Here is a 13,071-nt window from a genome sequence, read left to right as displayed (position 1 = left end):
CCATGAAAGTCTATGGGCTGACCGGATCGATCGGCATGGGGAAGTCGGCCGTCGCCGACATGCTGACGCGGAAAGGCGTGCCCTTGTTCGATGCGGATGCCGAGGTGCATCGGTTGCAGGGACCCGGCGGCAGGTTGTTGCCCGCGATTGAGGCGCGCTTTCCCGGAACGACGGGGCCGGGAGGCGTGGATCGCGGGAAGCTGGGCGCGGCGGTGTTCGGGCATCCGCAGGAACTGAAGGCGCTGGAGGAGATCGTTCATCCGGCGGTCAAGGAAGAGCGGAAGGCTTTCCTGCGCCGCCACCGCTCGCGCGCCTTCGTCGTGCTGGATATCCCCTTGCTGTTCGAAGGCCATATGGAGCGGACGCTGTCGGGAGTCATCGTCGTGACGGCGCCCGCCTGGAAGCAACGCAAGCGCGTGTTGGCGCGCAAAGGTATGACGGCGGCGAAATTTCGCAGAATCCTGCACTTGCAGACGCCCGATGCTGAAAAACGGCGGCGGGCGGACTATATCATCTATACAGGCACCACATTTGCCGCCACGCGGGCACAGGTGAGGCGCTTGGCGGCTTGCCTTGGATCAAAGACAGGTCGATAAGGAAAAACCCGGCAGAGTCGGTGTGAAGAGGTCCATGCGCGAGATTATTTTCGACACCGAAACGACTGGATTTGACCCTGTATCGGGCGACCGGCTCGTGGAAATCGGTTGTATCGAACTCGTGAACCGGGTGCCTTCGGGCCGCACCTTCCATGCTTATTATAATCCCCAGCGGGCGATGCCCGCCGCCGCCGAGGCGATTCATGGGCTGTCGGACATATTCCTGAAGGACAAGCCGCTCTTCGCTCATGGAGTGGAGGAGTTGCTGGACTTTCTGGAGGACAGCCAGCTTGTCGCGCACAACGCGCGGTTCGATTTCGGCTTCCTCAACCATGAGCTGAAACTGTGCGGCCTGCCGGAAGTGGGCTTGCACCGGATGATCGATACGGTCGCGATCGCGCGGCAGATGCATCCGGGCGCCAAGCACAGCCTGGATGCGCTCTGCACACGCTATGGCATCGATCGCAGCCATCGCATCAAGCACGGCGCTTTGCTGGACGCTGAATTGCTGGCGCAGCTGTATATCGAACTGACCGGCGGCCGTCAGATCGGCCTTGGTCTTGCACAAGAGGAGGATAAAGACGCCATTCGGGTGGAACTTGCGAGCGGTATCGCGGTTCGCCCTGTTCGTCCCGCGCGGGTTTTCATGGCCAGCGCGATGGAGCTGGAGAGGCATGCAGCGTTTGTCGCGACGCTGGAAAAGCCGCTCTGGCTGGAGGAGGCTTGAAGGCTGGCTGACATACTGCCCTTCACGCTTCGCCCACCCGGACTGCCTCCTGCAGCCCGGCAAGAACAAGGAGAAGGCATATGGATATTCGTGTTTCTGGGCATCAGGTCGATACGGGCGACGCTCTAAAGGAGCATGTCGCGACCCGGCTGGAGGCCATGGCCGAGAAATATTTTTCGCGCACGATTTCCGCTCATGTCACGTTCCGGCCCGCGCCGCACGGCGCCTTCCATTGCGATATCGTCTGCCATGTGATGACCGGCCTGATCCTGAAAGGGTCCGGTGAAGCGCAGGAAGCGCATCCGGCTTTCGACCAGGCCGCGGAAAAGATCGAACGGCAGCTGCGGCGGTACATGCGACGCCTGAAGGACCGCCACCCTCAAGCCATTGCGGCGGAGGCTCAGCGGGCCAATGGATATGAGCTGAACGGCATGGACGGCGCGGGCTATACCATCTTTGCTTCGTCGCCGGAGGAGGAGGAACCGGCCGACGCGCCGCTGATCGTGGCGGAAACGCGGGTCGATATTCCTGAAGCCAGCGTGTCCGATGCGGTGATGATGCTGGACCTGCGCAACACCAATGCTCTGCTGTTCCTGAATGCCGGAACGGCCGCCTATAACATGGTCTATCGCCGCCACGACGGGACGATTGGCTGGGTGGAACCGCGGTTGGAAGCGCGCGCCTGACAGGTGCCTGACACTGGGGTCCGGCCCCGGCTGCCATTGACCCAGAGCGGCAGGCAGCCTATGGGGCCGGGCTTTATATCCCCGGACAAGCGCGGTTTTTAAGGGGCAGCGCGCATGCCGGCTGTTCCAGGTTGGTCATGGTTCATTTCAACGACATCGTCGCGCCGCAGGCACTTGCCACAGAGGTCTCGACAAACGGCAAGAAGCCGCTGTTCCAGAAAATCGCGCAACTGGCGGCGTCCGCCTATTGTCTGAACGCGAGCGCGGTATCGGAAGCGCTTTTCGAGCGCGAGCGACTGGGGTCGACCGGCTTTGGCGGCGGAGTCGCCATCCCGCATGCGAAGATTCCCGGTCTGGACCGGATGAGGGGCGTCGTCGTCCTGCTCAATCCCCCGATTGCCTTCGACGCGGTCGATGATGCGCCGGTCGACATTGTCTTCGCCCTGCTGTCGCCGGTCGATAGCGGCGCGGAACATCTGAAAACGCTGGCCCGCGTGTCGCGCTATCTGCGCGATGAGGGGCATGTCGCCCGGCTGCGTGGCGCGAAGTCGGCGGAGGCGCTGCACGCGCTGCTGGCCGGTGGCGAAGCGCGTGACGCCGCCTGAGGTGGACGGCGCGCCGAGCGGCGAGGCGGCGCATTTCCGTGCGCTGGAGAATCTCTACCGTTCCGCGCCGATCAACCGGATGTTCCGGTCGGAGCTGACGATTCCCGAGGCCGGCCGGTCGATCATCGAGTTCGATGTCGATGAAGAACAGTTCCACGCGGCGGGCGCGGTTCATGGCACCGTCTATTTCAAGATGATGGACGATGCCGCCTTTTATGCGGCGAACAGCCTTGTCAGCGATCGATTCCTGCTGACGACCGCCTTCAACCTGCTGTTCACTCGCCCGATCGGGCCGGGCCGGATTCGGGCCGAAGGGCGGTGGATCAGCGGGAAGCGGCGGGTGTTCGTCGCCGAAGCGAGCCTGATCGACATGGACGGCGAAGAGGTAGGCCGGGGAACGGGCACCTTCATGCGGTCACAATTCCCGCTGTCTTCGCTGCCGGGCTATGCAGGCTGACCGGCTGACCAGCGCGATGCTGGTTGGCGTGCTGGTAAGGCGCGCGGCCGGGGCAGGCGGATTCGCCACGGTACTGGTCAAGGGTGACGAGATTAGCGGCGCAATCCTTATCGAAACCGCTGAAAGAGGGCAGGCTATGGGCCTGTTCGAACGGGTTTCCGACTTTGCCGGTGGATATAGGTTGGAGCGTTGCGGACCCGCGCCGGATGAGGGAACCGATTCCCTCAATCAATATATAGCGAGGCGTCGCAGATCAGACCCCGATCTGTGGGTCGTGGAACTCGATATCGCGGATGCGGAACGGTTCGCCGCTGAAACGATCTGTTGATCGTTGACTCTGAACAGATGGAAAGGCACTGGCCCCACCCAACGCTTAACGCGCAGGTTGCCAAATTCGCCCGTGGGGGGCGGGCGAGGTAAACACGCAGACGGGGGGCGGCCTGACGTCGATTATGTGATGGGGTTTTTCCCGACGTCCCTGGCCAAGAACCGCATGTTTCTGAGTTGTAATGAGTTTCCGTTTGAAGGCCGCGACTGCCGCGGCATTTGCCCTGACCGCCACCGTCGCGGTTACGGCGGCCGACATGTCGAGCGCTAGCGAAGTCGCTCCTTCGGTCGTATCCCTTGCCGGGAATCAAGAGCTGAATGCAGCTCCGGCGGCTTCCAAGCCCGCTGTTATTTTTGCCGCGCCGCGCGAAGTCGCCCAGCCGCTGGCCGATCTTTCCAATAGCGCCGATGTGCGTGCCGACAATCTGTCCGCTCTGGTCGATGCACAGGGTGCAGCCGAAGACCTGGACAGCGACATGAAATGCCTGGCTGGCGCGGTATATTTCGAATCGAAGGGCGAGAGCCTGGAAGGCCAGCTGGCCGTTGCCCGCGTCATCATCAATCGCGTGAAGTCGGGCCGTTTCGCCAGCAGCCTGTGCGGCGTCGTCTATCAGCCGGGCCAATTCAGCTTTGTCCGTGGCCGTGGTATGCCGGCAATCCCGATGGCCAGCGAAAGCTGGCGCAATGCTGTCGCGATCGCGCAGATCGCAATGCAGGACAGCTGGAACAGCAAGGCCGAAGGCGCCCTGTTCTTCCATGCCCGCCGCGTGTCGCCGAGCTGGGGCAAGCGCCAACTGGCCTCGATCGACAATCATATTTTCTATCGCTGATCCTCGGGTCGCACATCACAAGGACAGCGGGCCGGTTCAGGAAACTGAATCGGCCTTTTCTTTTGTTCCCTTCTTGTTCTAAGATAGGAGCATGAGTCCGGTTTCTTCCATGCCCGCCCCCGATCGGGATTGCTCTCCCCTAACCGATGGCACGGCGCTGGCCGTGGCGCGTGGCACGCTGCGGCTGTTTTTTCGCCATGACATGAGCGGGATATTGGAAGTGCCGCTGCCCAATGGGCGCCGCGCCGACATCATGGCGCTGGACAGCGCGGGGCGGATCAGCATCGTCGAGATCAAGTGCAGCCGCGCCGACCTGCTGGGTGACATGAAATGGCCGGACTATCTCGATTATTGCGATCGCTTCTTCTGGGCGGTGCCTTCCGGCTTTGACCTGTCGTTGTTCGACAGCGAGGCTTTATGGCCAGCGCGCACCGGCCTGATCGTCGCGGATCAATATGATGCCGAATTGCTGCGGCCTGCGCCCGTGGAACCGCTCGCGGCGGCACGACGGAAAGCGGAGACCCTGCGCTTTGCACGGCGGGCGGCGCGGCGGCTGACTGCATTGGCCGATCCCGATCATGCCGCCGAACTGGGATGGTGACGTAAGGACATCCACCATGAGGCGTCAGCGGGGGCGCGTACCCCAATATTCATCGGCCAGGAATCGGTGGAGCGCCGTCGATCCCTGCCGCGCTGCTGTCCGCGCCATGTGGCGGCGTATGTCATAGCTGCTGTTGTTCAGTCCGGTATGAAATGACTCCAGCGCCTTCTTCGTTTCATGCGGTGCATGCGTATAGGGCTGGAAGATATTGCCGAGGGCCTGTTCCCAGGCTTTCTCGATGTCGTTCTTGCGCTCCATAACCTGCCTCTCCGGGCTTGGGATCATGGAGAGGAGATGGGAAGGCGGGGGGCGTGAGACAAGATGTGGCATGCTTGACGTGAGGCTGGAGCGTCGTGCCTCCAATGAAATGCGTTTTCACCGTTCGCCCTGAGCTTGTCGAAGGGCTCCCCTTCTTTTCAGAACACGGAAAGGGCTTCGACATTCGAACGAGGCAAGTGACTCGTTCGGACAGCCCGAGCGGGGTTAAGTAAGCGCGATATAGGGCACAATTCCCTAAAACAGGCGCAAGGAAGGCGTCTGACCCGGTTGTCCTAGAAGGTTGGACCCTGCACCGGCGCCGAAGGCGCGGCCTTTGGCTTCGATGCCGCCAACACCTCGACAATTCCGGAGGTGCGCGCATCCCGTTCCGCATAGTCGCGCGCGGACATGCCTGCGATCGTGTCGCGCTTGTCTGCATTAGCCCCTTGCGCAACAAGCAGGCGGACGAGTCCGATGTCCCGTATCTGCACCGCGCGGATCAGCGGAGTTTCGCCACTGCCGTTGGTCTTGTCGATTTGCGCACCGCCCGCGAGCAGGGTGCGGACGCCATCTTCGAACCGGGCCTGCACCGCGTTCATGAGCGGGGTATTGCCGCGATTGTCGGCAAGGTTGGGATTGGCACCCTTGGCGAGCAGGAAGGACAGCCAGGTATTGTCGCGACGGGCGATGACGAGGTGCAGCGCGGTTTCACCGCTGGTGACGTCGCGGCTGTTGATGACGGTCGATCCGGGCTTCTGGATGAGGTCGGTGACTTTCTGCCCGTCGGCGTCCTTGACCGCCTTCAGGAAATTATAGCTGTCCGAAAATTGCGCCTGCGCCGCGATTGGCGACAGCAATGTCAGCGCCAGAGCTGCTGCGCGAGCCGCGCCTATCCAAGCCGGAAAAGCCTTCATCATCGTCCTTAAGCCCCGTTGGCATTTGCAATAGCGCCCATAGCAGGGCATGGCTGGCGGCGCCATGAACAAAGCGATCCGTTCCCTCCTCCTGCCGTTCACCGCCCTGCTGGCCGCCTGCAATATGGGTGCTGGCGGCAATGCATCAAGCGAGATGGAAGGGACGCGCGGCGATCTCGCCGGGGCGCGGATCGGCGCGCCCTTCACCCTGACCGACCAAGATGGGAAGAAGGTGCGGTGGGACGATTTCAAGGGCAAGTACCGGCTGGTCTATTTCGGCTACAGCTATTGCCCTGACGTCTGTCCGCTGGATTTGCAGCATATCATGCAGGGCTTTTCGCAGTTCGAGAAGGCGGATGCGAAGCGGGCGGCGAAGGTGCAGCCGATCTTCATCAGCGTCGATCCGGAGCGTGACACGCCTGCGGTGCTGAAGGCTTATGTGGCGGCGTTTCACCCCAAGCTGATTGGACTGACCGGCACGCCCGAGGAAATCGCCAAGGTGGAAAAGGATTTCGTCGTCATCGCTAATAAGGAACAAGCGAAGGGCGACAGCGAGTATCTGGTCAGCCACACACGCACGCCCTATTTGTTTGGGCCGGACGGCCAGCCCGTGGCGCTAGTGCCGGTGGACGATCCGGGGACGCCGGACCAAGATGAGGGAGGACGAGACAATGTGCGCGCCTTCCTGGAAAAATGGGTCAAGTAACGGTTTGAACTTCTGGGAAAAGCCTCTCGACAAGCTGGACCGCGTGGAGTGGGAAGCGCTGTGCGACGGGTGCGGCAAATGCTGCCTGCACAAGGCGGAGGATGAGGATACCGGGCGCGTCTATCCGACCAACGTCGCCTGCCGATTGCTCGACCGGCATAGCGGGCAGTGCAGCAATTACAGCGAACGGCGGCGGTTCGTGCCCGATTGCGTTCGGCTGACCCCGCAGAAGGTGAAGACGATCAGCTGGCTTCCGCGGACCTGCGCCTATCGGCTGCGGGGTGAGGGCAAGCCGTTGCCGTCCTGGCACTATCTGATCAGCGGCGATCGCGAGGCGGTGCATCGCGCGAAGGAGTCGGTGCGCGGCTGGACGATTGCCGAGGCGGACGCGGGCGATTGGGAAAATCATCTTGTCGACCGGGAACTCTGACAACAGCATCACTATCGACGGCATTGCCGTTCCGGTTCGAATCCGCCGTTCAGCGCGGGCGAAGGCCTACCGCCTGTCACTGGATCATGCGCGCGGGGAGTTGCGGCTGTCGCTGCCGATGCGGGCCAATCTCAACCGGGCGCTGGGATGGGCGCAGGGGCATGAGGGCTGGGTCCGGTCGCAGATGGCGGCGCGGCCTGCAACGGTGCGGTTGGAGGATGGGACATGCTTTCCGCTCGAAGGGCGGGAGGTGCGGATCTGCTGGATGGCGGATGCGTCGCGCACCGTGCGGATCGAGGGCGATCGGCTGATGCTGGGTGGCGAGCGCGAGTCGGTCGGGCCGCGTGTGCTGCGCTGGCTGAAGGCGTGGGCGAGGGCGGTGCTGGAAGAGGAGAGCCATGCGATGGCGGGCGATCATGACTTGATCGTGGCGTCGGTCGGCATTGGCGATCCGCGTAGTCGTTGGGCTAGCTGTGCGTCGAGCGGGGCGATCCGCTATAGCTGGCGGCTGATCTTGTGCCCGCCGCATGTCCGGCGGGCGACGGTGGCGCATGAACTCGCTCATTTGCTGCACATGGATCACAGCCCGGCATTTCATGCGGCCCATGCGCGAATATTGGGGGAGGACCCCAAGCCTGCTCGCGCCTGGTTAAGGGAGCATGGGGCGGGATTGCATCGCTATATGATTTAGGGTGCGGCGTCACCCGCCGGGCACTCATGCGCGGCATCAGGTTGATGGGCGAGACCGCAGTCGCGGCAGATGACATGATTGCCGGGGGCGAGGCCGTGGCCGACCGACACCCGCTCGTCGAACACGTAGCAGTCGCCCTGCCAGCGGCTCTGGTCCTCCGGCACTTCCTCCAGATAGCGCAGAATGCCACCGCGCAGGTGATAGACATCTTCAAAGCCGCGTGAGCGCACCAGTGCCGTTGATTTTTCGCAGCGGATGCCGCCGGTGCAGAACATGGCGATGCGGGGTTCGCGGCCTTCTTCCCGCAGCTGCTCGGCGAAGCGGTCAAACCATGCCGGAAATTCGCGGAAGGATCGGGTGCCGGGATCGATCGCGCGGTCGAAGCTGCCGACGGCGACTTCATAGGCATTGCGCGTGTCGATGACGATCGTGTCGGGATCGGCGATCAGCGCATTCCATTCAGACGGGTCGAGATAGCGCCCGGCTTGGGAGGCGGGGTCGAGATCGCCTGCGCCCAGGGTCACGATCTCCGCCTTCACCTTGACCTTCATGCGGGCGAAGGGGGCTTCGTCCGCCGTGGCGAATTTGACATCCAGATCGGCGCAGCCCGGAAGCGTGCGGAGAAGGGTGAGGAGGGCGTCGATCGCCTGCTCGCTGCCCGCGACCGTGCCGTTGATGCCCTCGCGGGCGAGGATCAGCGTGCCGCATGTGCCAAGCTGCCCGCAGAGGTCGCGCAGCTGTGCCGCCAGCGCTTCTGGATCGGCGAAGCTGGCGAAGCGGTAGAGCGCGGCGATGGTGAAGGGCGGAGCCATAGCGGGCGCCATAGCGACTTCGCAGCCCTCTTGAAAGGGCGGGCGCGAGCGCGCATAGGCGGGCCATGGTTCCCTTTTCGTTCGCGGGTCACGAGTTTCTGGCTTTGCCTGAAGCGGCGCTGTTCTGGCCCGCGCGGTCGGCGTTGCTGGTCGCGGACCTGCATTTCGAGAAGGCGAGCTGGTTCAGCCGGTTCGGCCAGTTCCTGCCGCCCCATGATAGTCAGGCGACGCTGGACGTGATTGAGGCGCTGGTGGCGCGGACGGGGGCAAAGGCCGTCTGGTCGCTGGGTGACAGCTTCCACGATGCGGATGGGGCGGCGCGGCTGCCGGTGAGGGCGCGTGAACGACTTGAGGCGCTGACGGCGCGGCTCGATTGGCTGTGGATTACCGGTAATCACGATGCGGGCATGGATGCGACACCAGGCGGTCGGCGAATGGCAGAGGCCGAGGTCGATGGCATCTGGCTGCGGCATGAGGCTGATCCGGTCGATCCGCGGCCTGAGATTTCGGGGCATTTTCACCCGAAGCTGCGGCTGTCGGTGCGGGGGCGAAGGGTGTCGCGGCGCTGCTTTGTGGGATCATCATCCAAGTTGATCCTGCCAGCCTTGGGCGCGCTCACCGGTGGACTGGATGCAAGCCATGGAGAAATCCGCCGCGCGGTGGGTCCCGGCGCCATGGCGATGGTGCCGGTCGCGGACAGGATGCTGCGCTTTCCGCTTGGCTAGAAACGCTACGGAAACCTGGCGTTAAGCTGTTGCTGCTAAGACACAGAAGCCGGTAATAAGGTCAAACGCCGGACGCAAAGGGTTGGAAAGGCTCGGTTGCCTTGCCTTCGGCCTGCTGTGTCCGCATAATCGCACTCCTAAAGTCGACATGAGAAAATCATGCGCTGAAGGAGAGGAAAGGGTCCCATGAACAAGAAAAATCTCTGGCTGTTGTCCGCTGGCATGATAGCGCTGGCCGGGTCGGTGTCCCATGCCCAGGCGCAGGAAGCGCAACCGCAGAACGGCGCGGCGGACGATGATGGCATCATCATCGTCACCGCGACGCGCCGCCCCAGCCCTCTGTCCGACGTGCCCATCGCGGTATCGGCTGTTTCCGCTCAGGCGATGCAGAATAGCGGCGCGAGCGACATCCGCGCGCTCAACCAGCTTGCGCCTTCGCTGCTGGTGTCATCGACCGGGTCGGAAGCCAATGCGTCCGCCCGTGTTCGCGGCATCGGCACGGTGGGTGACAATCCGGGCCTTGAAAGCTCGGTCGCGCTGTTCATCGATGGCGTCTACCGTTCCCGCACGGGTGCGGGGCTTAATGAGCTTGGCGAGATCGAGCGGGTCGAAGTGCTGCGCGGGCCACAGGGTACGCTGTTCGGACGCAACGCTTCGGCAGGTATGATCAACGTCATCAGCAAGGCGCCCGAATTCAAACTGGGGGGCAAGGCCGAGGTCACCTACGGCAATTATGATTATTGGCGGCTCGCGGGGCGTATCACCGGGCCTGTTTCCGACAAGCTGGCGCTAAGCCTGGATGGCGTGTGGTCGAAGCGGGACGGTTTTTACGACCTAGTGGATACGAGCGGCAACAAGGTCGGCGAAACCAACGATCGCGATCGCTATTTCGTGCGTGGACAGGCGCTGTTCGAGCCCAATGATGCGCTGTCGATCCGCTTGATCGGCGATTATACCAACCGCGATGAAAGCTGCTGCGGCGCGGCCTATATCGAAACGCGCGAGCGGCGGCCGGTCGCCGGTGGCGGATACAGCACCGCGCCGTTCAACCGCATCGCGGCGATCCTTGCCGGACAGGGCAGCGTGTTCGCGGCCGATCCCTATGACCGCGAACTGACGATCACGCCCGGGCGCGACTATGTCAGCAAGGTCAAGGATTGGGGTCTGTCGGGTGAAGTCAATTATGATCTGGGCGGCGCAAAGCTGACCAGCATCACCGCCTATCGCGATTATAAGAGCCAGGATTATGGCGATTATGATTATAGCGGGGCGGACCTGCTGTATCGCGATCCCAATACCTATCGTCAGTTCCGCACCTTCACGCAGGAGCTGCGCGCACAGGGTTCTGCCTTTGGCGAGGTGCTCGACTGGCTGGTTGGCGGCTATTATGCGCATGAGAAGCTGACGCTGGAGGACAATATTGTCTTCGGCGACGACTATGGCCGCTTTGCTGCGTGCCGACTGATGGCGGGCGCAGGGGTCAACAGCAACCTGACGGCGCAGCAGTTGGCAGCGTGTGGCAGCGGTCTGGCGACACAGGCGCTGATCACCGGGACGCAGGCGCAGCTTAATGCTGGTTTGACGCCCGCTATCGGAGCAGGCGCTGCGGGCGCGCTTTCAACTGGCTTGGGGGACGGGCTGCGCGCCTTGGCGGCGATTCCCGGCGGCACCGGCGATGTTGCCTCGCTCTATCACCAGAAGAGCGAGAATTGGGCGCTATTCACCCACAACATCATCCACATCACCAAGCAGCTCGATCTGACCCTGGGCCTGCGCTACACGCATGAGAGCAAGCGTTTCTCGGCAGATTTCAACAATAATAATGGGACCTGCGCCGCGTTGCAGACGCGCAATCCAGGGGCGCTGAACGATCTGTTCGAGATCGCCACCACCCCCGCGCTGGGGAGCGCAGCCGCGTTGGCGCAGGGCATCCTGACGCTGGGTTGTCTGGGCAACGGTTCGACCGGGCTGAACGCGCTGAACCTCAATGACAAGATCAGCAATGGCGAGTTTTCCGGCACGGCCGTGCTGTCGTGGAAGCCTTTGGATGAGATGCTGGTTTATGGCAGCTATTCGAAGGGCTATAAGGCGGGCGGTTATAATCTTGATCGCTTCCAGCTGGGATCGACCGGGCTCAACCCGGTTCCCGCTGTCTTTTCGCCACGTAGCAATGCGGATGTGACCAGCCTGCGCTTCGCTGCGGAGAAGGTCGATGCGTTCGAAGTGGGCCTGAAATACAGCCAGCTCAAGTGGAGCGTGAACATCGCGGCGTTCCGGCAAGAGTTCAAGAATTTCCAGCTAAACACCTTCAACGGCACCAGCTTCGTGGTCCAGAATATCAATGGCTGCGATGGATCGCTTGTCGCGGGCCGCACATGCGACAGCGGCGATGTGGGGCCGGGGCTGATCAGCCAAGGCGTCGAGCTGGAATTGGCGGCGGCGCCGGTGCGCAACGTCCGCGTGTCGGGCGGGTTGACCTATGCGCGGGCCAAGTTCGCCAACCGGCTGGTGGGCAGCGGCGATGGTTCGGTGCCGCTTGATCCGGCGCTGTTCCTGCTGCCGGGATCGATCAACAGTCAGGCGCCCGAAGTGGTTACCACGGTCAGCGCTTCATGGACGCCGGAGATCGGCTCTACCGGGCTGTCGGCGCTGTTGTACATCGACGGCCGCATGACCAGCGACTTTAACACCGGGTCGGACCTGTTCCCCGAAAAGCGGCAGGATGGTTATGCGGTGTTCAATGCACGTGTCGGCATCCGTGGGCCGCAGCAGCGCTGGGCGGTGGAATTCTGGGGCCAGAATATCTTCAACCAGGATTATACCCAAGTGGCCTTCAGCAGCCCGTTGCAATCGAGCAGCCCGTCAACATCGACGACCGGCCAGTTTGCTCTGGGCGCGCCGATGGCAAACCAGTTGATCTCGGCCTATCTGGCTGAACCCCGCACCTACGGCATCACGCTTCGCGGGAGTTTCTGATCATGCCTCTCCCGCTCGTCGGAACAGGGCGGGCGGGAGAGGGTCTTTCTCCGAACAAGGCTGTGCCCACGCGAATGTGGGTTGCGCCCAGCATGATGGCGGTTTCGAAATCGCCTGACATGCCCATGGAAAGCTGATCGATACCTTCATCACGGGCGATCTTTGCCAGTAACGCGAAATAGGGCGCGGGTTCTACGTCTGCGGGCGGGACACACATCAGGCCTGCGACCGGGACATCGGCGTCGCGTGCGGCGCGGATCAGCGCTGGGGTTTCAGCGATCGGGCAGCCGCCTTTCTGCTCTTCCGCGCCGATATTGACCTGAATGAAGCAGGGGACGCGCTTGCCCGCCGCGTCCATCGCCTTGGCGAGCGCGGTGAGCAGGGAAGGGCGATCAAGCGAATGAATGGCGTCGAACAGGGCGACGGCGTCGCCGGCCTTGTTGGATTGAAGCTGGCCGACGAGGTGCAGGGCGATGTCCGGCGTTTGCTCGCGGAGGGCAGGCCATTTGGTTTGCGCTTCCTGAACCCGGTTCTCGCCAAAGACGCGCTGCCCGGCGGCGATCAGCGGGAGGATGGCGGCGGCATCCTGAGTCTTGGAAACAGCGATGAGGGTGATGTCATCGGCGGTGCGGCCAGTGAGGCGAGCGGCGCGGCCCATGGTTTCGCGCACGGCGTGCAGGCGGTTCGCGGCTTCGATGCTGTCGGTCGTCATGGGGGCTGCTATAGGCGA

At 62.8% G+C, this 13,071-nt stretch carries 17 protein-coding genes; 13 read left to right on the top strand and 4 right to left on the bottom strand.

Annotated elements, in window-relative coordinates:
• The first annotated feature begins 2 nt into the window (after positions 1 to 2).
• The 8 genes from coaE to ACWNC0_RS21800 all read left to right on the top strand — a co-directional run bounded on the left by coaE (position 3) and on the right by ACWNC0_RS21800 (position 4,829).
• On the top strand, positions 3 to 596 hold the full coding sequence (gene coaE / locus ACWNC0_RS21835; RefSeq protein ID WP_449474535.1) for a dephospho-CoA kinase: 594 nt from the start codon (positions 3 to 5) through the stop codon (positions 594 to 596).
• Positions 597 to 630: 34 nt separating this feature from the next.
• Positions 631 to 1,323, top strand: coding sequence for a DNA polymerase III subunit epsilon (gene dnaQ, locus ACWNC0_RS21830; protein ID WP_449474534.1), 693 nt, complete (start codon positions 631 to 633; stop codon positions 1,321 to 1,323).
• An 80-nt stretch (positions 1,324 to 1,403) separates the two neighbouring features.
• Complete coding sequence (gene hpf, locus ACWNC0_RS21825; protein WP_449474533.1) at positions 1,404 to 2,009, top strand: ribosome hibernation-promoting factor, HPF/YfiA family; 606 nt, start codon at positions 1,404 to 1,406, stop codon at positions 2,007 to 2,009.
• Positions 2,010 to 2,146: 137 nt separating this feature from the next.
• Entirely contained in the window at positions 2,147 to 2,614 is a 468-nt protein-coding gene (locus tag ACWNC0_RS21820) for a PTS sugar transporter subunit IIA (protein ID WP_449474532.1), read from the top strand.
• Positions 2,532 to 3,071 (top strand): PaaI family thioesterase, encoded by a 540-nt coding sequence (locus tag ACWNC0_RS21815; RefSeq protein ID WP_449474531.1) that lies wholly within the window; start codon positions 2,532 to 2,534, stop codon positions 3,069 to 3,071. Before ACWNC0_RS21820 ends, ACWNC0_RS21815 begins: the two co-directional genes overlap by 83 nt.
• Positions 3,061 to 3,399 (top strand): DUF1491 family protein, encoded by a 339-nt coding sequence (locus tag ACWNC0_RS21810; RefSeq protein WP_449474530.1) that lies wholly within the window; start codon positions 3,061 to 3,063, stop codon positions 3,397 to 3,399. Before ACWNC0_RS21815 ends, ACWNC0_RS21810 begins: the two co-directional genes overlap by 11 nt.
• Positions 3,400 to 3,580: 181 nt before the next feature.
• A complete protein-coding gene (locus ACWNC0_RS21805) occupies positions 3,581 to 4,228 on the top strand; it encodes a cell wall hydrolase (RefSeq protein WP_449474529.1) in 648 nt (215 codons plus the stop codon).
• Positions 4,229 to 4,319: 91 nt separating this feature from the next.
• Positions 4,320 to 4,829, top strand: a complete 510-nt coding sequence (locus ACWNC0_RS21800; RefSeq protein ID WP_449474528.1) for an MmcB family DNA repair protein — start codon at positions 4,320 to 4,322, stop codon at positions 4,827 to 4,829.
• Between the two features lie 24 nt (positions 4,830 to 4,853).
• On the opposite strand, the gene ACWNC0_RS21795 is transcribed toward ACWNC0_RS21800, so the two are convergent.
• Positions 4,854 to 5,087, bottom strand: coding sequence for a hypothetical protein (locus ACWNC0_RS21795; RefSeq protein ID WP_449474527.1), 234 nt, complete (start codon positions 5,085 to 5,087; stop codon positions 4,854 to 4,856).
• A 293-nt stretch (positions 5,088 to 5,380) separates the two neighbouring features.
• A complete protein-coding gene (locus tag ACWNC0_RS21790) occupies positions 5,381 to 6,004 on the bottom strand; it encodes an ankyrin repeat domain-containing protein (protein ID WP_449474526.1) in 624 nt (207 codons plus the stop codon).
• A gap of 46 nt (positions 6,005 to 6,050) precedes the next feature.
• Here ACWNC0_RS21790 and ACWNC0_RS21785 point away from each other — a divergent pair, with 46 nt between their 5' ends.
• The 3 genes from ACWNC0_RS21785 to ACWNC0_RS21775 are packed head-to-tail and all read left to right on the top strand — an operon-like array spanning position 6,051 to position 7,828.
• Positions 6,051 to 6,707, top strand: a complete 657-nt coding sequence (locus tag ACWNC0_RS21785) for an SCO family protein (RefSeq protein ID WP_449474525.1) — start codon at positions 6,051 to 6,053, stop codon at positions 6,705 to 6,707.
• A 4-nt stretch (positions 6,708 to 6,711) separates the two neighbouring features.
• On the top strand, positions 6,712 to 7,137 hold the full coding sequence (locus ACWNC0_RS21780) for a YcgN family cysteine cluster protein (protein WP_449474524.1): 426 nt from the start codon (positions 6,712 to 6,714) through the stop codon (positions 7,135 to 7,137).
• Positions 7,118 to 7,828 carry a M48 family metallopeptidase gene (locus ACWNC0_RS21775; RefSeq protein WP_449474523.1) on the top strand — a complete coding sequence of 237 codons (711 nt, stop codon included), beginning with the start codon at positions 7,118 to 7,120 and terminating at the stop codon, positions 7,826 to 7,828. Before ACWNC0_RS21780 ends, ACWNC0_RS21775 begins: the two co-directional genes overlap by 20 nt.
• On the opposite strand, the gene trhO is transcribed toward ACWNC0_RS21775, so the two are convergent.
• The gene (trhO, locus tag ACWNC0_RS21770) at positions 7,825 to 8,640 is read right to left on the bottom strand and encodes an oxygen-dependent tRNA uridine(34) hydroxylase TrhO (protein WP_449474522.1); all 816 of its coding nucleotides are present in this window, start codon (positions 8,638 to 8,640) and stop codon (positions 7,825 to 7,827) included. The genes ACWNC0_RS21775 and trhO overlap by 4 nt on opposite strands.
• Before the next feature lie 65 nt (positions 8,641 to 8,705).
• Here trhO and pdeM point away from each other — a divergent pair, with 65 nt between their 5' ends.
• Together pdeM and ACWNC0_RS21760 are read left to right on the top strand one after the other, a co-directional pair.
• Complete coding sequence (pdeM, locus tag ACWNC0_RS21765; RefSeq protein WP_449474521.1) at positions 8,706 to 9,365, top strand: ligase-associated DNA damage response endonuclease PdeM; 660 nt, start codon at positions 8,706 to 8,708, stop codon at positions 9,363 to 9,365.
• Positions 9,366 to 9,551: 186 nt separating this feature from the next.
• Positions 9,552 to 12,341 carry a TonB-dependent receptor gene (locus ACWNC0_RS21760; RefSeq protein WP_449474520.1) on the top strand — a complete coding sequence of 930 codons (2,790 nt, stop codon included), beginning with the start codon at positions 9,552 to 9,554 and terminating at the stop codon, positions 12,339 to 12,341.
• Here ACWNC0_RS21760 and ACWNC0_RS21755 read toward each other — a convergent pair.
• Positions 12,319 to 13,053: a YggS family pyridoxal phosphate-dependent enzyme gene (locus ACWNC0_RS21755; RefSeq protein WP_449474519.1), complete on the bottom strand. Its 735-nt coding sequence runs from the start codon at positions 13,051 to 13,053 to the stop codon at positions 12,319 to 12,321. The genes ACWNC0_RS21760 and ACWNC0_RS21755 overlap by 23 nt on opposite strands.
• Between the last annotated feature and the right edge of the window lie 18 nt (positions 13,054 to 13,071).

Source organism: Sphingobium chungangianum, from assembly GCF_977014255.1.
The sequence above is the reverse complement of the archived record's forward strand: the minus strand, read 5'-3'. Positions and strand labels throughout refer to the sequence as shown.